Genomic DNA, 22,040 nt, shown 5'->3' with positions numbered 1-22,040 from the left:
GTGAGGCCTTGCCAAGCCGAACCGAACCTGAGGGAGGAGACGCTATGAGCGCGATCTGGCCGGAGATTCCCTTCGAGGCATGGCGCGAAACCTGTTCCGCGCTTCATCTGTATTGCCAGATTGTCGGCAAGTATCGGCTCGCGAGAACGCCATGGGTCAACCATTCCTGGCACGCGACCTTCTACGTGAATGCACGCGGGCTCACGACTTCGCTGATTCCAGACGCATCAGGTATCGAGATCGTCTTCGATCTCTCCCGTCACGTCCTGATCGGAGAAGCAGCTGATGGGTGCAGGGCGGAAATGCCGCTCGGGCGAATGTCCGTCGCCGAATTTCACGCCCGGTTCTGTGATTTGGTAGGACATCTCGGCGGAACACCAGAATTTGACGGTCGGCCCAGTGAGGTTCCAGATCCGATCCCATTCACGGAGGACCGCCAAATCAGGCCCTATGACGCAGACGCCGTGACGCGGTTCTTCCGCGCCCTCGTCGCGATCAGCGGAGTATTTTATCGGTTTCGGACGGGGTTCATCGGGAAAGTCAGTCCGGTCCATCTCTTCTGGGGCAGCTTCGATCTCGCGGTGACGCGCTTCTCTGGGCGTTCCGCTCCGCTTCACCCGGGTGGCGTCCCGGGTTTGCCGGACGTCGTGACACGCGAGGCCTATAGCGATGAGGTCTCGTCCGCCKGCTTTTGGCCGGGCGGAGGTGGTACAGACTTTGCGGCCTTCTACTCCTATGCCTACCCCACCCCGAATGGCTTTGCTGACGGACAGGTCATGCCGGCGGGCGCATACTTCGATCGGAAGCTCGGCGAATATCTCCTGCCCTACGACCTTGTGCGAAAATCCAGCGAGCCAGAGGCCGCGCTCATGGCGTTTCTGCAAACCACCTATCAGGCGGCAGCTGATGTCGGACGCTGGGATCGTGCCGCGCTCGAATGTCCGATTGGCTCTCCCCTTCGACCCCGCCCGCTGAACAGGAACTGATGAAGGTTCGATGAAAGATCGCTGGCTCGCAGTTTCGGTGGAGCGAAGCTGCGCCAGTCGATTTCGAGATTGTCTCGATGATGGATTTCGCAACAGCTCTACCCGTCCTACGGTCTTGCTGCAGCGCTATCTCGATCAACTGCCAAGTGCCGCAATCATCCGCTTCGCGTGATCGGCGAGCACGGCCATGTCTTCCTTGCGCGTCTGCGCCGGCAGCAGCTCGATTCCGGCCCTGACCGGCATGACGTGCATGTGCAGGTGGAAGACCACCTGCCCGCTCGCCGGTTCGCTGAACTGCTGCAGGATGATACCCTCGGCGTCGAACGCCTTCATCGCCGCAATCGCGATGCGCTTGCCGGTTCGGGCGACCGCGGCGAGATCGTCATCCGCGATGTCGAGGATGCCACGCGCCGGCGCCCGGGGAATGACCAGCGTGTGTCCAGGCGAGCGCGGCATGATGTCGAGGAAGGCGAGGCTGCGGTCGTCCCTGAAAACCTCGAAGCAGGGAATCTCGCCGCGCAGGATCTTTGCGAAGACGTTCTGATCGTCGTAAGCCGTCATGAACCCCTCGCTCGCTGCGAGGTGCGATCAGACGCGCTCCTTTCCGTTGACGCAAGCAATGCCGCCGATCTATCCACGACACCAGGCAGGATGGCTCCATTGGCGACAGGTTTCGATTCCGGACACAGCATCGAGAGTGCGCGGCGCGCGCTTGCGGCGCGGCTGCAATCGGCCGGCATCGAAGAGCCCGCCCTCGACGCGCGCCTGCTCGTCGGAGCCGCGCTGAGGCTTGATTTGACCGGCATCGTCACGCAGGCGGCGCGCCAGCTCACGCCCGAAGAGGCCGCGCGGCTCGAAGCCTATGCGCAGCGCCGTCTCGCGCATGAGCCGGTCGCCCGCATTCTCGGCGCGCGCGAATTCTGGGGCCTGCCGTTCCAACTGTCCGAAGCGACGCTGGTGCCGCGGCCGGACACCGAGACCGTGGTCGAACTGGCACTGGAGATCTTTCGGGAGGCCACGATATCGGGGCCGCGCCCGCGAATCGCAGATATCGGCACCGGATCCGGCGCGATCCTGCTCGCGCTGCTGCACGAAATTCCCGATGCCTTCGGTGTCGGAACCGATCTCAGCCTCTCCGCGCTCGACACCGCGCGGAGCAATGCCGCAGCACTGGGCCTCGCCGACCGTTCCGGCTTCGTCGCCTGCTCCTATGCGGCGGCGCTGCGCGGCCCGTTCGATCTCATCGTGTCGAATCCGCCCTATATTCCCTCAGGGGAAATTCCGAAACTGAGCCTCGACGTGCGCGAGCACGATCCGCATCTGGCGCTCGACGGCGGCAATGACGGCTATGACGCCTACCGCGCCCTGATCCCGCAGGCGGCCGAGCGGCTCGCCCCCGGCGGGGCGTTGATCGTCGAGGCGGGGCAAGGGCAGGCCCGCGATATTGAAACCTTGATGACGGCCGCCGCGTTGTCTGTGGACAGGCCGCCCAAGGCCGATTTGGCGGGCATCCCGCGGGCGGTTTCGGCCCGAAAAATGCCCCCATAAAAGCCGGATTGGGTTGCAAAAAACCTCTTGGAATATCCCTTGGGAACGACTACGTTCCGGTCAACACATCGGTGCCGGCCCCGTAGACCTACGGGCAAAAGCCGGGCTCTCGGGCGAGAGCTTTACTGATTTAAAGGTTCCAAGCCGCAGGTCCTGTTGAGCGCGATGGCCATTGGAGCTGCGCTGCTCTCCGACCGCAAAGTGAACGAAAGCCTGATATTGCGCTTGAAGACTTACGCAACAAAGCTGGGCTTGTTTCGGCAGGCGATATGAATGGGTTCGCTGGCAATGGATGCTGGCGGGTGGGGAACGCGTCTTTGTTGAACGCGACGGTCGACGGACATCGGCAGGGTTCAAGCCGCTCTTGCGCGCGGTGCGCATGAGAGATGTGAACCGCTGTCATCAGGTCACTCCGAGCAATCAGTAATGCGTGCAACCTTTAGGGCTGGAATTAAAGGCAGGACATGAGAAACGGTCAGAACAAGCAGCGGATGCGCAACCGCAATAACAATAATAATAACAACAACAACAACCGGCGCGGCCAGAACCCGATGACCCGGGTTTACGAATCGAACGGACCCGACATCAAGATCCGCGGCACGGCTTCGCACATCGCCGAAAAATATCTTCAGCTCGCGCGCGATGCGCGCTCTTCCGGCGACCCGGTCGCCGCCGAGAACTACTACCAGCACGCCGAGCATTATTTCCGCCTGATCGCGGCGGCCCAGGAACAGTTCCGCCAGAACCAGCAGCCGCGCGGCGACGAGCCCGTCAGCAACAGCGGCGACGACAGCGAGGACGACGGCGAGAATTTCTCGAATTTCGGCCAGGAGCCGGGCTTCGTCCCGCAGCCGCCGCAGCAGCAACAGCCCTTCATGCGCGACCGCGACGGCCAGCGCGATCACCAGCGTGATCATCAGCCGCGTGACGGCCAGCAGCCCTATCAGCGCGACAACCAGCAGCCCCGCGAACATCGCGAACGCGACCATCGTGCGCAGCCGCCATATCAGCCGCAGCCGCTGCCGCTGAACCAGCCGCAGCCCGTCGTTGCCGACACCGGCAGCGTCGATCGCCTTCCCTCCTTCATCACCGGCGCACAGCCGCAAGTGAATAGTGCCGCGAATGGCGGTCAGGGTGGCCTGGAAGGCGGCGGTGGCGGCGAACGCTTTCCGCGGCGGCGCCGCCGGCCGCACGGTCCGCGCCCCGAGCGCGAGGCGGCTCCGGCCGGCTCCAGCGACGAAGTCGCCTCCGGCGAGTAAGCTTCTTCCGATATTCTGATCTGCATCGTCCCGGCCTCGCGCCGGGACGATTTGTTTTCAGGTGCGCGTCACCGTCGAGGACGGCACCAGCACCGGCTTCAACGAGGGAATCAGCCGCGCGCGCTCGCGCTTGGCGGGGATCGCGCGATAGACCTGTTTGGTCGCCTCGACAATGTGCACGCCGGCAAAGGGCAACGACAGCGCCGCGCCCGCACGCTCCCACACCTGCGCCGATTTCAGCACCCAGCCGCCGGCATAGGGCGGCATGAACAGCGCCTCGCCCCAGGCGGTCGGCGTGAACCAGGTCTGGCGCAACAGGTCGGTGATCTGCGAGCGCGAATAGGGCCGGCCGTGACCGAACGGCGTGCTGTCGGTGCGGGTCCATACCCCGCGCCGGTTCGGGATCACCGCGATCACGCGGCCGGAGGGCGACAGCACCCGCCATACCTCGCGCAAGAGCGCGGCCGGATCGTCCGACATCTCCAGCGCATGAATCAGCAGGATCCGGTCGACCGCGGCGTCAGGAAGCGGCAGCGAGAATTCATCGACCAGCGAGGCCAGCGCCGGCCGGCCCGTCGGCCATTTCAAGACGCCCTGCGCCGACGGCATGAAAGCGATGCAGCGCTCCGCGTCCTCGCGGAACAGGCCGAGATAGGGGGTGGGATAGCCGATGCCGAGCACACGCTGGCCCGCGGCGGTCGGCCAGCGCTCCCTGATGCCGCGATTGATCATTTGCCGCGCCACAATCCCGAGGCGACGGGAGTAGAACTCGCGGAGGTCGACGACATCAATGGTCATGACGGCAATGTAACATGCACGAGGCGGCTCCCGCGCGCGGAATATTGCATTGCCTGCGCAACGTTAACGCCATATTTGTCTGCGGGGCTGAGCGCGATGGAGATGACATGGCCGCCGAAATTCGTACTTTCACCTGTTTAAACGACAATTTCGGTTATCTGATCCACGATGTGGAAACCAAGGCGACGGCGTCGATCGACGCGCCGGAGGCCGGCCCCATCCTGAAGGCGCTTGAGCGCGAGGGCTGGCAGCTCACCGACATCCTGATCACTCATCATCATGGCGATCATGTCGGCGGGGTCGCCGAACTCAAGCAGAAATACAATTGCCGCGTCGTCGCGCCGCATGACAAGACGACTGAGATCGCCAACGTCGACCTGCGCGTCGCCAATGCCGACATCGTCAAGGTCGGCAGCTTGCTGGGGCGCGTACTGGAGACGCCCGGCCACACGCTCGACCACATCTCCTACGTGTTCGACAACGAGAAGACGCTGTTCGCGGCCGACACGCTGTTCTCGATCGGCTGCGGCCGCGTGTTCGAAGGCGACTACCCGATGATGTGGGACTCGCTCCTGAAGCTGCGGGCGCTGCCTGACGACTTCAAGCTCTATTGCGGGCACGAATACACCGCGTCCAACGTCAAGTTCGCGCTCACCATCGACCCCGACAATGTGGCGCTCCAGGCACGCGCGGCGGAAGTGGCGAAGCTGCGGGCCGAGAATAGGCCAACCATTCCATCACTGCTTGGTGACGAGAAGCGAGCAAACGTGTTCCTGCGTGCTGATGAACCGTCGGTCGCAACCAGGCTACACATGAAGGGCGCGGACGCCGCCGCGGTGTTCGGTGAACTGCGCGAGCGCAAGAACAAGTCCTGAAGAGCAAATCCTGACGGGGATCGATGCCGACCGCAGCCGAGATCATCGCACGCCTCGAACTCCGCCCGCATCCCGAAGGCGGCCACTACCGCGAGACGTTTCGCGACCAGACCACTGATACCAACGGCCGGTCGCGCTCGACCCTCATTTATTTCCTGCTCGCGCGCGGCGAACGTTCGCATTGGCATCGCATCGACGCCGTGGAGATCTGGCACTACTACGCCGGCAGCCCGCTGACGCTGCGCATCGCGCATGAAGGCTGCTCGCAACACGAGGTGCGGCTCGGCGCGGACCTTGTGAGCGGCGAACGGCCGCAGGGAATCGTGCCGGCGAATGCCTGGCAGATGGCGGAGAGCATCGGAGAGTGGACGCTGGTCGGCTGCACCGTGGCGCCCGCATTCGAGTTCGCGAAATTCGAGCTCGCGCCGAAGGGCTGGGAGCCGTAAGGCGCACTGTCATTCCGGGGCGCCGCATGGCGGCGAACCCGAGAACGACGGTCACCGCTTCCGCAGCACCATATCCTTCGCCGCGATCAGGCCGCCGCCGGCGATCAGGATCGCGGCGATGGCGATGTTGGCGCTGGCTTTTGCAAAACCGGCGGCGATGAGGAATCCGGTCGAGAGCAGCGGCGTCGCATAGGATGCGGCGCCGAGCACGCGGATGTCGCCGCGCTTCATGCCGATGTCCCAGGCGTAGAACGCGGCGCCGACGGGGCCGATGCCGAGCGCGGCCACGGAGAGCCATTGCAGCGTCGTCTCCGGCCACACCGTGGTTTCAAGCAGACCATGCATCAGCGCGGCAAGCGCGGCGGTGGCAAGGCAGAAGCCCGCGACCGCATCGGTCGGCACCGCCTTCAATCGCCGCGACAGCACCGAATAGGTCGCCCAGACGAACGCCGCGATGAACGCCGCGATCAATCCCGGCAGCTGGCCCGGCGCGAAGCCGGAGGTGCTCCCGGCGAACAGCAACACGGTGCCGACGAGGCCGAGCACGGCACCAATAATGTGATGCACGGCAAGCCGCTCGCCCGGCAGGAACGACGAGAACAGCACGATCAGGAGCGGCCACATGTAATTCAAGAGACCGGCTTCGGCCGGCGGCGCAAAGCGCAGCGCCAGGAAATACAGTGCGTGATAGCCGAACAGGCCACCGACGCCGACGACCCATACGACCAGCGGCTGACGCAAGCTCCTCGCTGCATCGCCGCGGCCGACCCAGGTGAGGAGGCCGACGAGACCGCCGATCGCGAACGTCATGGCGGCGAGCTGGAACGCCGGAATCTTTCCGGTCGCCACCGTCATCACGGAAAGCAGCGACCACATCAGGATCGCGGTCAATCCGATCAGTGTGGCTGTGCGCGGGGTCATCAATCGAAAGGCCCTGAGGACGATGATGCCCGGCACGAGGCCGGGCATTTCGTCTTCACTATCGCCTTGTCGCGCCTGAATCTACAGGCTTGACGCCCTATCAGGCGTGATACTGGCCGCCATTGATGGTCAGCGTCGAGCCGGTGATGAAGCCGGCCTCGTCGGCGGCGAGGAACACCACGGCGCGCGCGATCTCCTCGGGTTCGCCGAGACGATTGACCGGGATCTGCGGGATCACGTTCTTTTCCAGCACGTCCTTCGGCACCGCCTGCACCATCTCGGTGTTGATGTAGCCCGGTGCGATCGCGTTGACGGTAATGCCGCCCTTGGCGTTCTCGATCGCGAGCGCCTTGGTGAAGCCGATGTCGCCGGCCTTTGCTGCGGAATAGTTGACCTGGCCGAATTGCCCCTTCTGGCCGTTGATCGACGAGATCGAGATGACGCGGCCGAACTTGCGCGCGCGCATGCCCTCGATGACCTGGCGCGTCATGTTGAACAGCGACCCAAGATTGGTGTTGATCACGGCGTTCCACTGCTCGAGCGTCATCTTGTGGAAGGCGGTGTCCCGGGTGATGCCGGCGTTGTTGACGAGCACGTCGACGGGGCCGAGCTCGGCCTCGACCTTCTTCACGCCTTCGGCGCAGGCATCGAAATTGCTGACGTCCCATTTGTAGACGGCGATGCCGGTCTCGGCCTTGAACTTCTCCGCCGCCGCATCATTGCCGGCATAGCTCGCCGCGACCTTGTAGCCGGCCGCTTTCAGCGCCTTGCTGATCGCAGCTCCGATGCCCCGCGTACCACCCGTCACCAGTGCAACACGTGCCATATCGTATTCCTTCCCTTGGACTCTGCGGACGTTTCTGAGTGATCGTTTTAGATGCGGATTATGCGGTTGGTTTGACGGACATCAAGAACAAAACGCCCGGCGTCGAGCCGGGCGTTTGTATTTAGTCGAGGCTGGCGCTGTTGCGAAGAATATTTGATTTGCAACCGCCGCCTTTTTAGTCGCGTGCGATGCACTCATCTATGTGTGCAGCGCACGCGCAAGTGACACGTAAGTTAGATGTCAGCTTCAGTCGCGCGCGAGGCACATCGCGATACCCATGCCGCCGCCGATGCACAGCGTGGCGAGGCCCTTCTTCGAATCGCGCTTCTGCATCTCGTGCAGCAGCGTCACCAGCACGCGTGCGCCGGAAGCGCCGACCGGATGGCCGATCGCGATCGCACCGCCGTTGACGTTGACCTTCGAGGTGTCCCAGCCGAGATCCTTGTTGACGGCGCAGGCCTGCGCCGCGAAGGCCTCGTTGGCCTCGATCAGGTCGAGATCGCCGACGCTCCAGCCGGCCTTCTTCAGCGCGGCGCGCGAGGCCGGGATCGGGCCCGAGCCCATGATCTTCGGATCGACGCCGGCCTGCGCCCAGGACACGATGCGCGCGATCGGCTTCTTGCCTTCCTTGGCGGCCTGCTTCGCCGTCATCAGCACAACGGCAGCGGCGCCGTCGTTGATGCCGGAGGCCGAACCCGCGGTGACCGTGCCTTCCTTCTCGAAGGCGGGCTTGAGCTTCGCCATCCCGTCGAGCGTTGCGCCATGACGCGGATATTCGTCGGCGCTGACGACGATGTCGCCCTTGCGGGTCTTGATGGTGACGGGAACGATCTCGTCGTTGAACTTGCCGGCCTTCTGCGCCGCCTCGGCCTTCTGCTGCGAGTGGACCGCGAACTCGTCCTGCTGGGCGCGGGTAATCTGCCACTGGCGCGCGACGTTCTCGGCCGTATTCCCCATGTGATAGCCGTTGAAGGCATCCCACAGGCCGTCCTTGATCATGGTGTCGACGAACTCGACCGGGCCCATCTTGACGCCGCCGCGCAGATACTGGGCGTGCGGAGCCATGCTCATGGATTCCTGGCCGCCGGCGACCACGATCTCGGAATCGCCGTTGAGCAGCGCCTGGTAGCCGAGCGCGACGGTGCGCAGGCCCGAGCCGCAAAGCTGGTTGACGCCCCAGGCCGGGCTCTCCACCGGAATGCCGGCGGCAATCGAGGCCTGGCGGGCCGGGTTCTGGCCCTGAGCCGCGGTCAGGATCTGCCCCATGATGACTTCGGAGACCCGGCCGGGCTCGATGCCACCACGCTCCAGCGCGGCCTTGATGGCGATGGCGCCGAGGTCATGGGCGGGAAGGGTCGCGAACGCTCCGTTGAAGCTTCCGACCGGGGTGCGGGCGGCGCTGACGATGACGACATCGTCTGACATGGGCATCTCCTGGTGTTGAAAGGGGGCAGGCGGGGCTGGGGAAACGGCTCGCCAGTCTCGAATGGCATCCTGTTAACGTCGTTGAGGCATGTCAATCGGCCGGCGACCGAATTCATGCCGCAACGCATTCAAAATAGCGTTCTTGGCGCTTTCGCAAGCACGTTTTTGCTGCCCGATTAACCGTGGCGCACAAAACGGTAGCGTGACCCCTTTGAAAATGCTTATTTTGTTGCGTTGCGTACTCTTCCCGCCCTGCGGCATTATCCGCCGGGTTCCCGTTCTCCGCGCTTGCAAGTGAGAGCCCATGGCGAAATCAGACCAACCCACCACCATCAAGAAATACGCGAACCGCCGGCTCTATAACACCGGAACGAGCACCTACGTGACGCTCGAAGACCTCGCCGCCATGGTCAAGGACGGAGAGGATTTCCTGGTCTACGACGCCAAGACCGGCGACGACATCACCCGCTCCGTGCTCGCCCAGATCATCTTCGAGCAGGAGAACAAGGCCGGCCAGAACCTGCTGCCGACCACCTTCCTGCGCCAGCTCATCCGCTTCTACGGCGACAGCATGCAGATGGTGGTGCCGAAATATCTGGAGCAGTCGATCGCGACGCTGACCCAGGAGCAGGAGAAGTTCCGCAAGCAGATCGCCAACTCGCTCTCCGGCACTCCTTTTGCTCCGTTGGAAGAACAGGTCCGCCGCAACATGGAGCTGTTCCAGCAGACCTTCTCGATGTTCAAGCCGTTTGCCCCCAACGCGGGCCGTCCGGCGACCAGCCCCGAACCGGAGGCCGACGCAAGCGCTGCGGCGCCGACGGACACCAGCAACATCGACGACCTGCGTCAGCAGATGAAGGACATGCAGGAACGCCTCGAGCGGATGTCGAAGAAGGACGAGTAGGGATTTCGTTCGCGCCGGCGCGTCCACCTGCGGCGGGCGCGCGGGCCGCCGGTTCGTAACGGCGCGACTTGCGCGCTGTCGTCCCGGCCAGGCCGGAGCCGCCATGTCCGACCGCAGCACCCACTGGGACAACGTCTACGCCACCAAGGGCGAGGCCGAGGTAAGCTGGTTTCAGGACAGCCCGGCGATCTCGCTCGAGATGATCCGCTCGGCCTGTCCTGACCATGGCGCCGCCATCATCGACATCGGCGGCGGTGCTTCGCGGCTGGTGGACGCTCTCCTGCAGGACGGATACCGCGACCTCGCCGTGCTGGATCTCTCCGCCAACGCGCTTGAAGCGGCGAAGAGACGAATCGGCCGCGCCGCTTCAGCAGTCGACTGGATCGTTGCCGACGCCACGACATGGCGGCCGGGGCACAGCTACGACGTCTGGCACGATCGCGCGGCATTTCACTTCCTGACCGATCCGCGCGACAGGGCCGCTTACGTCGAGCGCCTGCGGTCGGCGATTGCGCCCGGCGGCCACGTCATCATCGCGACATTTGCGCTTGATGGCCCGGAGAAATGCAGCGGCCTGCCGGTGCAGCGGCACGACAGCGCGAGTCTTGCTGCGGAGCTTGGGCCGGAGTTCGAGCTGATCGAGACGCGGAGCGAGACGCATCACACGCCGTGGAAGTCGACCCAGGCGTTTCAGTTCAGCCGGTTTAAGCGACGTGGCTAGGACGCCGAAAAGCGCGGATCAAGCCGCCAGCTTCACCGCATGCGCAAAGTCCCAATAGAGCTTGCGCGCTTTGGTGTAGAGCGGGCCCGGCTTCAGTTCGCGATCGTCGATGCGGATGACGGGGGCGACCTTGGCGAAATTGCCGGTCGAGAAGATCTCGTCGGCAGCGAGGAAGTCCGCATAGCGCAGCGTCTTCTCGACCACGGTGACGCCGTCGCCGCGCAGCAGGCTGATGACGCGCTGGCGTGTGATGCCGTTCAGGAACGTGCCGTTCGGGACCGGCGTGTAGACCACGCCGTCCTTGGCCATGAACACGTTGGAATTGCCGAACTCCGCGACATTGCCGAGCATGTCGAGCATCAGCGCGTTCTGGAAGCCGCGCCCGGCGGCTTCCGCGAGCGCCCGCGAATTGTTCGGATAGAGACAGGCGGCCTTGGCCTCGACCGGCGCACATTCGGCCGTAGGCCTGCGGAACGGCGACAGCGTGATGGCGTTGCCGACGGGTTTCGGCATCGGCGCCTCGTAGATGCACAGGCACCAATTGGTCGTCTCGGGGTCGAACAGCACGCCACCGCCCGAACCGTTCTGCGCCCAGTACATCGGGCGGACGTACAGCTCGGCCTTCGCGCCGAAGCGCGCGATGCCTTCGTGTGCAAGCGAAAGCCATGTGCCGGTGTCGACCACCGGCTTCAGGCCAAAATTGATCGCGGACTGGTTGGCGCGGGCGACGTGACGGTCGAGGTCGGGCGCGACGCCCTCGAACGCGCGCGCACCGTCGAAAACGACCGAGCCGAGCCAGGCCGCATGCGTGCGCGGGCCCATGATCGGCACGTTGCCGTCGTGCCATTTGCCCTCGAAGAAGGTCCAGCTCGGCGAATATTCGATCGGTTTCTTGATCTCGGCCATGACCGGCCTCCCTTGGAAATACCCGGGCACTATTGTCCCAATGTCTAAATGATTCCCTGCTGGGATATGGTGCGTTACCCTCTCCGACGAGGGAGAAGGATCCATGCCGCTCGATCCGCTTGCAAGGCGTTTGTTGACCATGATGGCTGCGGCCGCCCCGCAGGGGCGGAGCCGGCCGAGCGTCGAGGCACGGCGGCAGTCGCTGGCCAAGCTGATGCAGTTTGCACGCACTGATGCGCCGGATGTGACCACCGCCGACGGCACGTTTCCGGGTCCCGGCGGAGAGCTGCCCTATCGCCTTTATTCGCCCGCATCAGCCGGCGACCACGCGCCGGGCTTTGTGTTCTTTCATGGCGGCGGGCTCGTGGCCGGCAGCATTGCGACCCATGACCGCATCGCGGCGGCGCTGGCGCATGTAACCGGCTGTCGCCTCGTCTCGGTCGATTACCGGCTCGCGCCTGAGTACAAATTTCCTGCTGCCGTCATTGATGCGATCGCGGCCGCGGAGTGGGTCGCGCGGCAAGCTTCGTCGCTGGGCATCGACGCCGAACGTCTGGTGGTCGGCGGCGATTCCGCCGGCGCCACGCTCGCGGCGATCGTGTGCCAGGAAGCGATGCAGACCGCCGGCCTCTCGATCGTCGCGCAATGCCTGATCTGCCCGGTGCTGGATTTCGAGGAGACCTCGCCTTCGCGCGAGGCATTCGCCGAAGGCCATCTGATCGATCGCGCCACCATCGAAGCCGATCTCGCCGATTATCTGCCTGATGGCATCGACACCGCCGACCCCCGCATCTCCCCCTTGCGCGCGACGCGGCTTGCAGGCCTGCCGACCGCGATCATCCACACCGCCGAATTCGATCCGATGCGCGACGAGGGCAATGCCTATGCGCGCAAGCTGCTCGCCGCCGGCGTCGCGGTCGAGCACGTCTGCCATGACGGCATGGTCCACAATTTCCACGCCATGGGCGCGATCCTGCCGCAGGCGCAGCTCGTGCTGTCGCAGATCGGCGAACAGGTCCGGCGGGCGGTGGAGAAATGAGGCGCTTTCTTACCCTCTCCCCTGTGGGAGAGGGTGGATCGCCGCGTAGCGGCGCTTCGCGCCACCTTCTCCCACAAGGGGCCTGTTGCGTAATTCGTCAATTGTGATTCCCTAGGGCAAAGCCTTGGAGGGTAGCGATGGCGGTCAAGCGGACGGGACAGCCGAGCTTTGTGGAAGCGCTGATGCCGAAGGGSGCYGGCGCCAATGCGGCGCTGGATCGGCTGGCTGGCCTGGTCAAGTGGTACCGSTTCGAGAAGCTGATCGGCCATTTGCGGGATGAAGGGAGCCCCGGTCGACCAGGCTATCCGGTGCTGGTGCTGTTTCGTGCTGTGCTGTTGCAGTCGCTGTATGGTCTTTCGGAGCGCGAACTCGAGGAAGCGCTGGGCGACCGGTTGTCGTTCAAGCGCTTCGTCGGTTTGAGCCTTGAGGATGCGACGCCCGACCATACGGTCCTGAACCGCTTCCGGAACCAGCTCGTTGAACAAGGCCTGCTGGAGAAGCTGTTTGGCGAATTGGATCGTCAGCTTGAGAATGCTGGCGTCATCCTCAAGCGCGGCACGATGCTGGATGCGACCTTGATCCAGGCAGTCTCGGCTCCGCCCAAGGAGGATCGCCCCTCAAACGAYCCTGATGCCCGGTTTGCCAAACGGCAGGGCAAAAGCGGCTCGACCTTYGGTTACAAGGCCCATGTGGGTGTGGACGAAGGATCCGGCTTGATCCGCGCGGTGCTGACCACACCCGCTAACGTCAACGATACGACACCTGCGGACGCTTTGATCCGGGGCGATGAARCTGCGGTGTGGGCCGATGCGGCTTACGACACCCATGCCCGACGGGCCCGGCTGAAGGCGGAGGGCAAGAAACCCCGYATCGCTCGTCGGCCCAACAGACATCACCCGGAACTGCCGCCCAGGCTCAAACGCTACAACCTCCTCATCGCGCGCCGCCGAGCCCAGGTCGAGACCACCTTCGCTACTCTCAAACGCCGCATGCGGCTGACCTGCATTCGCTACGTCGGTCTGATCAAGGCGACCGGGCAAGTCGTGCTCGCCTCGATCGCCTTCAACATGAGGCGGTGGGCCACGATCGCCGCGTGAGTCGCCCTCCGAGGGCGACAACTACAGATCTTGGCAGGCAATTGCCGGGACCAGGGCATTCGCTCCTGACGTCTTCAGCCTCAAGAGCCCATAACGCAACAGGCCCCTTGTGGGAGAGGGTGGCTCGCCGCGTAGCGGCGAGACGGGTGAGGGGTTTCTCTCAGCGATTGAATCTCTTCCTGCTGAATTCGCCGAAGCATACCCCTCATCCGGCGCGCTTTGCGCGCCACCTTCTCCCACAAGGGGAGAAGGGAAGGCGGCCGTGTCCGCTCATCCAATCTTGACCTTCCCGCCCTAATCCGCTCCCTTTGGCGCGACACAATGACCCCCTCTCAGGGAAACGCCAGGGTAAGCTTCCATGTCTTTCGTCCTCGCCATCGACCAGGGCACCACCTCGTCGCGCGCCATCGTCTTTCGCAGTGACATCTCGATTGCCGCCCGCGCGCAGCAGGAGTTTCCGCAGCATTTTCCGGCCTCGGGCTGGGTCGAGCACGAGCCGGAGGACATCTGGACCTCGACCGTGATGGTCTGCCGCGACGCGATCGAGCAGGCCGGCATCACCGCAAAGGACATTGCGGCGATTGGCATCACCAACCAGCGCGAGACCACCGTGGTGTGGGACCGCGCCACGGGCCAGGCCGTGCACCGCGCCATCGTCTGGCAGGACCGCCGCACCGCTGACATCTGCGCAAAACTCAAGGCCGACGGCCGCGAGCCCGTGATCTCGCAGAAGACCGGCCTGATCATCGATCCCTATTTCTCCGGCACCAAGGTCGCCTGGATCCTCGACCACGTTCCCGGTGCGCGGGCGCGCGCCGCGCGTGGCGAGCTGATGTTCGGCACCGTCGATTGCTATCTGCTCTGGCGCCTCACCGGCGGCAAGGTGCACGCCACCGACGCCACCAATGCCTCGCGCACGCTGCTGTTCAATATCCACACCGGCCAGTGGGACGACGAGCTCTTGGAGATCATCGGCGTGCCGCGCTCGATGCTGCCCGAGGTGAAGGATTCCTCCGCCCGCTTCGGCGACAGCACGCCGGACCTGTTCGGCGGCGCGATCGCGATCTCAGGCATTGCCGGCGACCAGCAGGCCGCAACCATCGGCCAGGCCTGCTTCCGCCCGGGCATGATGAAGTCCACCTACGGCACCGGCTGTTTTGCCCTGCTCAACACCGGCACCACGCCGGTCGTCTCCAAGAACAAGCTGCTCACCACCGTCGCCTATCAGCTCGACGGCAAGCGCACCTACGCGCTCGAAGGCTCGATCTTCGTCGCGGGTTCTGCGGTGCAGTGGCTGCGCGACGGCCTCGGCATCATCAAGCACGCCGCCGAGACCGGCCCGCTCGCTGATCAGTCCGATTCCATGCAGAGCGTCTATCTGGTCCCGGCCTTCGTCGGCATGGGGGCGCCCTACTGGAATCCGCGCGTGCGCGGCGCGCTGTTCGGCCTCACCCGCAACACCGGCCCGGCCGAGCTCGCGCACGCCGCGCTGGAGAGCGTGTGTTACCAGACCTTCGACCTCTGGGCCGCGATGCGCGCGGACTGGCCGAGCTCGGAAGTCGCGAGCGTCGTGCTGCGCGTCGACGGCGGCATGACCGCGTCCGACTGGACCATGCAGCGCCTCGCCGATCTCTTGGACGCACCGGTCGATCGCCCCGTGATCCAGGAGACCACGGCGTTGGGCGCAGCCTATCTCGCCGGCCTCCAGGCGGGCGTCTATCCCGAGCCGACGAAGTTCGCCGACAATTGGCGCCTCGAGCATCGCTTCAAGCCGAACATGAGCCAGGCGACGCGGGAGCGGAAGCTCGCGGGCTGGGCGCGCGCGGTGAAGGGCGTGCTCGCGAGCGATGAGGGAGAGGGATAGGCGGCTTGTGGCCCGGAGGGAGCGAAGCGCAATCCGGGGTTATCTCCACGAGTAAGATTCCCGGATTACGCTTCGCTCCATCCGGGCTACGGACTAAAATAACAACAACGGGAGAAGACAATGAACACGGATCTCAACCGGGTCATCCAAAAACTCTGCGGCGCAGCGATCTGCGCCGCGCTGCTGACCTCGACGGCCATCGCGCGCGACAAGCCGAATCCGCTCGGAAGCGCGCGGCAGCTCAAGACCGACGTCGCCGGCCTCGATGCCCCCGCCCAGATCCTGGTCGACGTCTGGGGCATCCCGCACATCTATGCCGGCAACGAGCACGACCTGTTCTTCCTGCAAGGTTTCAACGCCGCGCGCGACCGGCTCTGGCAGATCGATCTCTGGCGCAAGCGCGGGCTTGGCTTGCTCGCCAAGGATTTCGGCCCGGCCTATGCCGAACAGGACAAGGCGCTGCGGCTGTTCCTGTATCGCGGCGACATGAACGCGGAGTGGGCGGCCTACGGTCCCAAGGCGAAGACCTATGCGGACGCGTTTGTCGCCGGCGTCAATGCCTGTGTCGCCGATGTGCGCGCAGGAAAACGTCCGCTGCCGATCGAGTTCAGGATTGCCGGCACGATGCCTGATCCGTGGACGGCGGATGACGTCGTCCGCATTCGCAGCCACGGTCTGACGCGCAATGTCGCCTCCGAGGTCAAGCGCTCGCTGGTCGCCTGCGCCGCAGGCCTCGATGCCGATCGTTTCCGCGTCAAGCTCGAACCGGCATGGACCACGAAAGTCCCCGATGGTCTCGACCCCTGCAGCGTGCCGAAGGCCGTGCTCGCGGCTTACGATCTCGCGACGCGCCCGGTGGCCTTCGCGGCACCGAAGGACAAGCAGGCCGCACTCGCCCACGATCCCGACAAATACCTCACCGAGGCCGACCAGCAGCGCGACACCATCGGCTCCAACAATTGGGTGATCGCGGCCTCGCGCACGGCGACGGGCCGCCCGATCCTCGCCAACGATCCGCATCGCGAGCACAGCGTGCCCTCGCTGCGCTACATCGTTGGCCTCAATGCGCCGGGCCTCTCCGTGATCGGTGCCGGCGAGCCGGCGTTGCCCGGCATCTCGATCGGCCACAACGGCACCATCGCTTTTGGTCTCACCATCTTCAACGTCGACCAGGAAGACCTTTACGTCTACGAGCTCAATCCGCAAAACCCCAACCAGTACCGCTACGGCAATGGCTGGGAAGACATGCGCATCCTGCACGAGAAAGAGCAGGTGAAAGGCGAGGCCGATCGCGACGTCGAGCTGAAATTCACCCGCCACGGCCCCGTCATCTTCGTCGACGACGCGAACAAACGCGCCTTCGCGGTCCGCTCGATCTGGTTCGAGCCCGGTACCTCGGCCTATTTCGGCTCGTCCGACTACATGACCGCGAAGGACTGGAACGGCTTCCTCACCGCCATGCGCCGCTGGGGCGCGCCGTCGGAGAACCAGGTCTATGCCGACACCCGCGGCAATATCGGTTGGGTCGCCGCCGGCAAGACGCCGCGGCGCGCCAACTTCGACGGCCTGATGCCGGTGCCCGGCGACGGCCGCTATGAGTGGCAAGGCTTTCTCTCGCTCGACGAATTGCCAAAGGCCTATCAGCCCAAGCAGGGCTTTCTCGCCACCGCCAACCAGATGAACCTGCCAGCCGATTACCCGATAGCCGAACGCAAGGTCGGCTTCGAATGGTCCGACAGCGCGCGCTGGCAACGCATCACCGAGGTGATCGCGGCCAACAGCAAGGTGACGCTCGCCGACGCCATGGATTTGCAGAACGACGACACCGCGATGCTGGGGCGGCGCCTCGTCAAACTATTGCAGCCGCTCACCTCCGACGATCCCAATGTGAAGAAGGGTCTCGAGCTGCTCAAGCCATGGGACGCGCGCGATGCCGCCGACAGCGCGGCGGCTGCCGTGTTCGAGGTCTGGATCGCCAATCATCTTGGGCCGGTGCTGCTGAAGACCACGGCGCCCAAGGCCGCCGATCTGATCGCGCCGGAGGCGTCGAGCATTTCGGCGCTGGTCGCCTATCTGGAATCCCCGGATGCGTCATTCGGCGCCGATCCCGCTGCCGCGCGCGACCAGATCCTGTGCGACAGCCTCGGCGCCGCAGTGGCCGACGTCACGGGCAAGCTTGGGCCGGATGCCTCGACCTGGCGCTGGGGCCGGCTGCATGTCGCGAAGTTCGACCATGCCTTGATGCCCCTCGCCGACAAGGCCACCGCTGCGCAGCTCTCGGTCGGCCCGCTCGCCTATGGCGGTGCCGCCAACGTGCCGCGCGCGGCCACCTACCGCCGCGCCGATTACCAGCTGTTCGCCGGCGCATCGTTCCGCATGGTGCTCGACGTCGGCAATTGGGATGCGAGCCGCACCATCAACACGCCCGGCCAATCCGGCGATCCCTTCAGCGCCCATTACCGCGACCTCGCTCCGCTCTGGGCAACGGGCCAATACGTTCCGCTGCTCTACAGCCGCCCGGCCGTCGAAGCCGCGACCGCGGAAGCGATCATTTTGACGCCGCGATGAGCGACTTGTTGGCTGGAGAGTGCCGGAAGAGCGCGGCCTGCATGGTTCGGGACGCCCGCTTAGGCGGGCTCCTCACCATGAGGGTCTGATATCCCGCCGCGAAACGCGGCCTCATCCTGTGGGCCCGCCGTAAGCGGGCGTCTCGAAAGATGGGCCGCAAGCGAGCTGTTCGCCATGTCTTTCCGAGAGGCCCCATGATCATCCCCGACGGCTATTCCGACATCCCCGCCGGCAAGATCGCCGCGGTCGTCACGCATCTGGAGATGACCGTGCCTCCCGCGCGCCGCGACGATCCTCCAGGCGCGTGGTCCTTGCGCAAGGTCGACGCGCCCGCGCTTCATTGGTATCGCGACCTCCATCGCCGTGTCGGCGAGGAGTGGCTGTGGTTCTCGCGTGCGCGCCTGAATGACGGGGAGCTCGCCGCAATTATCCACGCGCCGGGCGTCGAGGTCCATGCCCTGGTCGTGGACGGTCGCGACGAAGGCCTGCTGGAGCTGGATTTCCGCGAGGCCGGCCAGTGCGAGCTGGTCTATTTCGGCGTCACCGCCGGATTGATCGGGACGGGCGCTGCTCGCTTCCTGATGAACCGCGCGCTGGAGACTGCCTGGTCGCGCGAGCTACGCCGCGTCTGGGTGCACACCTGCACCTTTGATCATCCGTCCGCCGTTGCGTTCTATCAGCGCTCCGGCTTCCGCCCGTTCCGCCGCCAGATCGAGGTGGCCGATGATCCGCGCCTCGATGGAACGGCATCGCCGACGGCGGCGAGGCATGTGCCGATCATTGAGTAATGCCGGGCTACGCGCCCTCAGTAATTATACCGCACGCCAAAGCTGAACCCCTGCGCAAGCAGGTTCGTCGTGTTGAGCACCGGCCCGGGCCGGTTCGGCCCGCCGCCGGCCGGCGGTGGCGCGAGGTTCGGATTGACGGTGGTGTCGATCAGCCCGCCGGCGCGCTGTACGCCGGTCCAGTACATCACATCGTAGCCGGCGATCAGCCGCCAGCCGGGCGCAACCTGATATCCCGCCTTCAACGACAGCTCCGGCACCACGGCGAAGCGGGTCTGGTCGTAATGGCCTATATTGCTCGACAGCGCGAGGAAGCCGCCCGGGGCCGTCGTGGTGACGCCGGCCACGGTCGAGGCGGTCGAGCCCGAAATGTCGGCGCTGTTGAGATTGGCGCCGAGCGCCACCTTGCCGCGCCACTCCAGCGACCACGGGCCATTGCGCCAGTCGCCGGTGAGGCCGAGATCGAGGCCGTGGAAATTGCTCGACGCCTTGAAATTGTCGGTGGGGCTGAAGGTGCCGAAGGCAAGAATGGTCGCGGTATTGGAGATCGTCAGCGTGTCGGTCGACCGCAGATAGCGATAGCCAACCAGCGCGCTGACGCGCTGTCCGCTCCACGCGCCGAGATCCCAGCGATAGAGCGCGCCGGCGCCGAGCAGGCGCGAGGTTTCGCTCGCGCTGGCACTGCCGGTGGCCAGCCCCGGAAATCCCGCGATCAGCGCGTCGGGAAATCCCGTCAGCGCATTGGTGAAGGGCCGTGCCAGGATCGGATTGGCATTGGTGTCGGTCGCAAATCCGGTCGAGAGATTCTCCAGCCCGAAGAACGAGGCTTCGATGCCGCGGCTGCGCTGCGGATCGAACCAGTAGCCGGCGGTGATGCGCCCGCCCGAACGCCAGTCATTGTTCACACTGGAATTGCCGAACAGCACGGTCGTCGTGGGTTGGCCGAGCACGCCGACAACTCCCAGCGGCGTGCCGACCGGGCTCGTGGTCACCAGCGCCGGCAGCTTGTCGCCCGTCACGCTCCAGGCAAGGTAGTCGGCCTCGGCCCAGAACGGATTGAAGTCGGCAGGTTTGGGCGGCGCCTTCATCGGCAGATCGGCTGCTGACGTGACGTCGGGCACGATCGCCGTAAGAGCCAGGCCGACCGCTGCCGCTCTCAATGCCCGCCGATTCATTTGGCTTCCCTCTGGGTCCGCGGAATGAACCATGCGACAATTTGTTCGGCAAGCTGGAGTTGAGGCGGTGCCGAGACGAAAATGTGTAGCTGTTGCCGTTGGGCACCGCTCGCTGGCTGTGTCGTTCGATAATAGCCTTGTGAAGAAGATGAATGGCCGGCTTCGAGCCCCGGCCCTGACTAGTGAGCGAGAACCATGTTCCTGATCGGCCAATACGACTCCCCCTTCGTCCGCCGCGTCGCGATCGCGCTGCGGCTTTACGGGCTCGCCTTTGAGCACCGGCCATGGTCGACCTTCGGCGATGCCGACAAGATCGCGCCGTATAATCCGCTGCGGCGCGTGCCGACGCTGGTGCTCGACGATGGCGAGGCGCTGATCGAGAGTACGATCATCCTCGACTATCTCGATGAGCTCGTCGGGCCTGAGAAGGCGATGCTGCCGCGCGGCGGCGCCGAGCGGCGAAAGCATTTGCGCATCTGCGCACTCGCCACCGGTCTCGGCGACAAGGCGGTGAGCCTGCTCTATGAGCGCGTGCTGCGGAAGGAGCAGCTTGCGCTGTGGGTCGAGCGCTGCCAGGCGCAGATCACCGACGTGCTGAAAGTGCTCGAAGCCGAACGCGCCGGGGTGACGACGCCGTATTGGCTGGCCGGCCGGATCGGCCACGCCGACATTGCGGTTGCCTGCGTCGTGCGCTTCACCCGTGAAGCGCATCCGCTTCTGTTCGAGCCATCGCGCTATCCGGCGCTGTCGGCACACGCCGAACGCTGCGAGGCGCTGGCACCGTTCAAGGAGGTCGTGCAGCCGCTGGCCCCGCCGAAGGGGTGAAAGCGCGGCGTCCTATCGCCTGTTGCAGGGCTTGATCTCACCCGCCGCGGACTTCAGGACGATCGGATTCGGCGACAGCCTTATGCCAAAGAACAATTGAGAGCCGGACACCTTGTCGTCCGATCCCTGGTGGGCGTCCAGCTCGAGCTTCGCCGCGATCTCGGATGTCAGCTTGGCCCGCTCCTCCATCGAAATCGTGTTGTGATATTTGATCTCGTAGACGACGTCGGCTTCCAGCACGGACCGCGTCTGGCAGACGACTCCGCCGCTCGAAAGGTTCAGGGCGATCGCGTCCTCGCATTCGGCCTTCAGCAATGCATTGCGGGTCGATATCAGCGACTCGTCGGAAATCAGGAGAATGTTGGCGTTCTCGAGCTTGAGGTGAATTGAATCGACTTGCTGCATTCCGGCGACCGCCGACAGCTTGTCCCTGACCTGTGCGGACACGTCGAGATTCTTCTCGAGCGACTGCTTCAGGTCCCGGTCCACGGTCGGTGATTTCCGGATCTTGTCGGCCAGCAGCGTGGGGTCGACATCGCAGGTCGGATGCAGCTCCAGCCGGCCATTGCTCAGATATTCGATCGTGTTGATGGTGCCGGGACCGCCGAACGTGCTCGGCGGGACCACCTCGAAATATCCGGTCTCGGAGAGGATGGCCGCAATCGTCTGTTTCTTTCGCGGGAATCCGACCCAGGCTGCAACCATCACCAGACCGATCGCGACAAAGACGAGGCTACCAAGCCAAAGCCATTTGCGACTTGCTACTTTCGCGGGCAGCACAACTGGTTTCGTTCGCCGCATGGCACGTAGCCTTTCGGACAGTCAGCCGCGGCAATCGTAGGCAGCACGACAAGGGCGATCGCGGCGACGAACAGTGCAATGAACTGGTTCATATGCTCGATCCCAAGCAAACCATCGGTTTGAAGGTAGTAGACCGATAGAGTATCGAATCAAGGTTGAGCGGACAAGTGAACGAGTTCACACCGCCCGGTTCCTGCGCGAAATTGCCGGTGAGCCGAATTCCGGACCGCGACTCGTCCTGGTGGTGTGTCAGAAAGGAGCAGGCCGCTCT

21 protein-coding genes are annotated in these 22,040 nt (G+C 64.6%); 13 read left to right on the top strand and 8 right to left on the bottom strand.

Annotation, left to right across the window (positions count from 1 at the left end; genetic code table 11):
* Positions 1 to 44 precede the first annotated feature (44 nt).
* The gene (locus tag AC1DW2_RS20120; RefSeq protein WP_477007018.1) at positions 45 to 986 is read left to right on the top strand and encodes a DUF5996 family protein; all 942 of its coding nucleotides are present in this window, start codon (positions 45 to 47) and stop codon (positions 984 to 986) included.
* Positions 987 to 1,121: 135 nt separating this feature from the next.
* Here AC1DW2_RS20120 and AC1DW2_RS20115 read toward each other — a convergent pair whose 3' ends face one another.
* A complete protein-coding gene (locus AC1DW2_RS20115) occupies positions 1,122 to 1,547 on the bottom strand; it encodes an HIT family protein (RefSeq protein ID WP_166346284.1) in 426 nt (141 codons plus the stop codon).
* 90 nt (positions 1,548 to 1,637) lie between these two features.
* On the opposite strand from AC1DW2_RS20115, the gene prmC reads away from it, so the two are divergent.
* Complete coding sequence (prmC, locus tag AC1DW2_RS20110) at positions 1,638 to 2,534, top strand: peptide chain release factor N(5)-glutamine methyltransferase (RefSeq protein WP_354246769.1); 897 nt, start codon at positions 1,638 to 1,640, stop codon at positions 2,532 to 2,534.
* A 464-nt stretch (positions 2,535 to 2,998) separates the two neighbouring features.
* Complete coding sequence (locus AC1DW2_RS20105) at positions 2,999 to 3,793, top strand: DUF4167 domain-containing protein (RefSeq protein ID WP_477007017.1); 795 nt, start codon at positions 2,999 to 3,001, stop codon at positions 3,791 to 3,793.
* Positions 3,794 to 3,850: 57 nt separating this feature from the next.
* Here AC1DW2_RS20105 and AC1DW2_RS20100 read toward each other — a convergent pair whose 3' ends face one another.
* On the bottom strand, positions 3,851 to 4,591 hold the full coding sequence (locus AC1DW2_RS20100; RefSeq protein WP_014490441.1) for a class I SAM-dependent methyltransferase: 741 nt from the start codon (positions 4,589 to 4,591) through the stop codon (positions 3,851 to 3,853).
* 107 nt (positions 4,592 to 4,698) lie between these two features.
* On the opposite strand from AC1DW2_RS20100, the gene gloB reads away from it, so the two are divergent.
* The gene (gloB, locus tag AC1DW2_RS20095) at positions 4,699 to 5,466 is read left to right on the top strand and encodes a hydroxyacylglutathione hydrolase (protein ID WP_063980560.1); all 768 of its coding nucleotides are present in this window, start codon (positions 4,699 to 4,701) and stop codon (positions 5,464 to 5,466) included.
* 23 nt (positions 5,467 to 5,489) lie between these two features.
* On the top strand, positions 5,490 to 5,912 hold the full coding sequence (locus AC1DW2_RS20090; RefSeq protein ID WP_441496769.1) for a cupin domain-containing protein: 423 nt from the start codon (positions 5,490 to 5,492) through the stop codon (positions 5,910 to 5,912).
* Between the two features lie 51 nt (positions 5,913 to 5,963).
* Here AC1DW2_RS20090 and yddG read toward each other — a convergent pair whose 3' ends face one another.
* From yddG to AC1DW2_RS20075, 3 genes are all read right to left on the bottom strand, one after another.
* Positions 5,964 to 6,833, bottom strand: a complete 870-nt coding sequence (gene yddG / locus AC1DW2_RS20085) for an aromatic amino acid exporter YddG (RefSeq protein WP_354131693.1) — start codon at positions 6,831 to 6,833, stop codon at positions 5,964 to 5,966.
* A gap of 100 nt (positions 6,834 to 6,933) precedes the next feature.
* Positions 6,934 to 7,659, bottom strand: coding sequence for an acetoacetyl-CoA reductase (gene phbB / locus AC1DW2_RS20080; RefSeq protein WP_028149509.1), 726 nt, complete (start codon positions 7,657 to 7,659; stop codon positions 6,934 to 6,936).
* A gap of 246 nt (positions 7,660 to 7,905) precedes the next feature.
* The gene (locus AC1DW2_RS20075; RefSeq protein ID WP_063986017.1) at positions 7,906 to 9,084 is read right to left on the bottom strand and encodes an acetyl-CoA C-acetyltransferase; all 1,179 of its coding nucleotides are present in this window, start codon (positions 9,082 to 9,084) and stop codon (positions 7,906 to 7,908) included.
* A 304-nt stretch (positions 9,085 to 9,388) separates the two neighbouring features.
* Here AC1DW2_RS20075 and phaR point away from each other — a divergent pair, with 304 nt between their 5' ends.
* On the top strand, positions 9,389 to 9,988 hold the full coding sequence (phaR, locus tag AC1DW2_RS20070) for a polyhydroxyalkanoate synthesis repressor PhaR (RefSeq protein ID WP_071908507.1): 600 nt from the start codon (positions 9,389 to 9,391) through the stop codon (positions 9,986 to 9,988).
* 103 nt (positions 9,989 to 10,091) lie between these two features.
* Entirely contained in the window at positions 10,092 to 10,709 is a 618-nt protein-coding gene (locus AC1DW2_RS20065) for a class I SAM-dependent methyltransferase (protein WP_441496768.1), read from the top strand.
* An 18-nt stretch (positions 10,710 to 10,727) separates the two neighbouring features.
* Here the strand turns inward: AC1DW2_RS20065 and AC1DW2_RS20060 are convergent, their stop codons facing one another.
* On the bottom strand, positions 10,728 to 11,615 hold the full coding sequence (locus tag AC1DW2_RS20060) for a branched-chain amino acid aminotransferase (protein WP_208083508.1): 888 nt from the start codon (positions 11,613 to 11,615) through the stop codon (positions 10,728 to 10,730).
* A 103-nt stretch (positions 11,616 to 11,718) separates the two neighbouring features.
* Between AC1DW2_RS20060 and AC1DW2_RS20055 the strand changes: the two genes are divergently transcribed.
* The 5 genes from AC1DW2_RS20055 to AC1DW2_RS20035 all read left to right on the top strand — a co-directional run bounded on the left by AC1DW2_RS20055 (position 11,719) and on the right by AC1DW2_RS20035 (position 18,971).
* Complete coding sequence (locus tag AC1DW2_RS20055; RefSeq protein ID WP_477007016.1) at positions 11,719 to 12,654, top strand: alpha/beta hydrolase; 936 nt, start codon at positions 11,719 to 11,721, stop codon at positions 12,652 to 12,654.
* Positions 12,655 to 12,791: 137 nt separating this feature from the next.
* Complete coding sequence (locus AC1DW2_RS20050) at positions 12,792 to 13,751, top strand: IS5 family transposase (RefSeq protein ID WP_477007015.1); 960 nt, start codon at positions 12,792 to 12,794, stop codon at positions 13,749 to 13,751.
* A gap of 358 nt (positions 13,752 to 14,109) precedes the next feature.
* Positions 14,110 to 15,615: a glycerol kinase GlpK gene (gene glpK, locus AC1DW2_RS20045; RefSeq protein ID WP_477007014.1), complete on the top strand. Its 1,506-nt coding sequence runs from the start codon at positions 14,110 to 14,112 to the stop codon at positions 15,613 to 15,615.
* Positions 15,616 to 15,735: 120 nt separating this feature from the next.
* Positions 15,736 to 18,183: a penicillin acylase family protein gene (locus AC1DW2_RS20040; protein WP_477007013.1), complete on the top strand. Its 2,448-nt coding sequence runs from the start codon at positions 15,736 to 15,738 to the stop codon at positions 18,181 to 18,183.
* A 194-nt stretch (positions 18,184 to 18,377) separates the two neighbouring features.
* Positions 18,378 to 18,971 (top strand): GNAT family N-acetyltransferase, encoded by a 594-nt coding sequence (locus AC1DW2_RS20035; protein WP_477007012.1) that lies wholly within the window; start codon positions 18,378 to 18,380, stop codon positions 18,969 to 18,971.
* 17 nt (positions 18,972 to 18,988) lie between these two features.
* Here the strand turns inward: AC1DW2_RS20035 and AC1DW2_RS20030 are convergent, their stop codons facing one another.
* On the bottom strand, positions 18,989 to 20,143 hold the full coding sequence (locus AC1DW2_RS20030; protein ID WP_477007011.1) for a BBP7 family outer membrane beta-barrel protein: 1,155 nt from the start codon (positions 20,141 to 20,143) through the stop codon (positions 18,989 to 18,991).
* A 195-nt stretch (positions 20,144 to 20,338) separates the two neighbouring features.
* Between AC1DW2_RS20030 and AC1DW2_RS20025 the strand changes: the two genes are divergently transcribed.
* Positions 20,339 to 20,968, top strand: a complete 630-nt coding sequence (locus AC1DW2_RS20025) for a glutathione S-transferase family protein (RefSeq protein ID WP_477007010.1) — start codon at positions 20,339 to 20,341, stop codon at positions 20,966 to 20,968.
* Between the two features lie 12 nt (positions 20,969 to 20,980).
* Here the strand turns inward: AC1DW2_RS20025 and AC1DW2_RS20020 are convergent, their stop codons facing one another.
* The gene (locus tag AC1DW2_RS20020) at positions 20,981 to 21,673 is read right to left on the bottom strand and encodes a hypothetical protein (RefSeq protein ID WP_240537478.1); all 693 of its coding nucleotides are present in this window, start codon (positions 21,671 to 21,673) and stop codon (positions 20,981 to 20,983) included.
* Between the last annotated feature and the right edge of the window lie 367 nt (positions 21,674 to 22,040).

The organism is Bradyrhizobium sp. P3_C3, assembly GCF_056402655.1.
The sequence above is the reverse complement of the archived record's forward strand: the minus strand, read 5'-3'. Positions and strand labels throughout refer to the sequence as shown.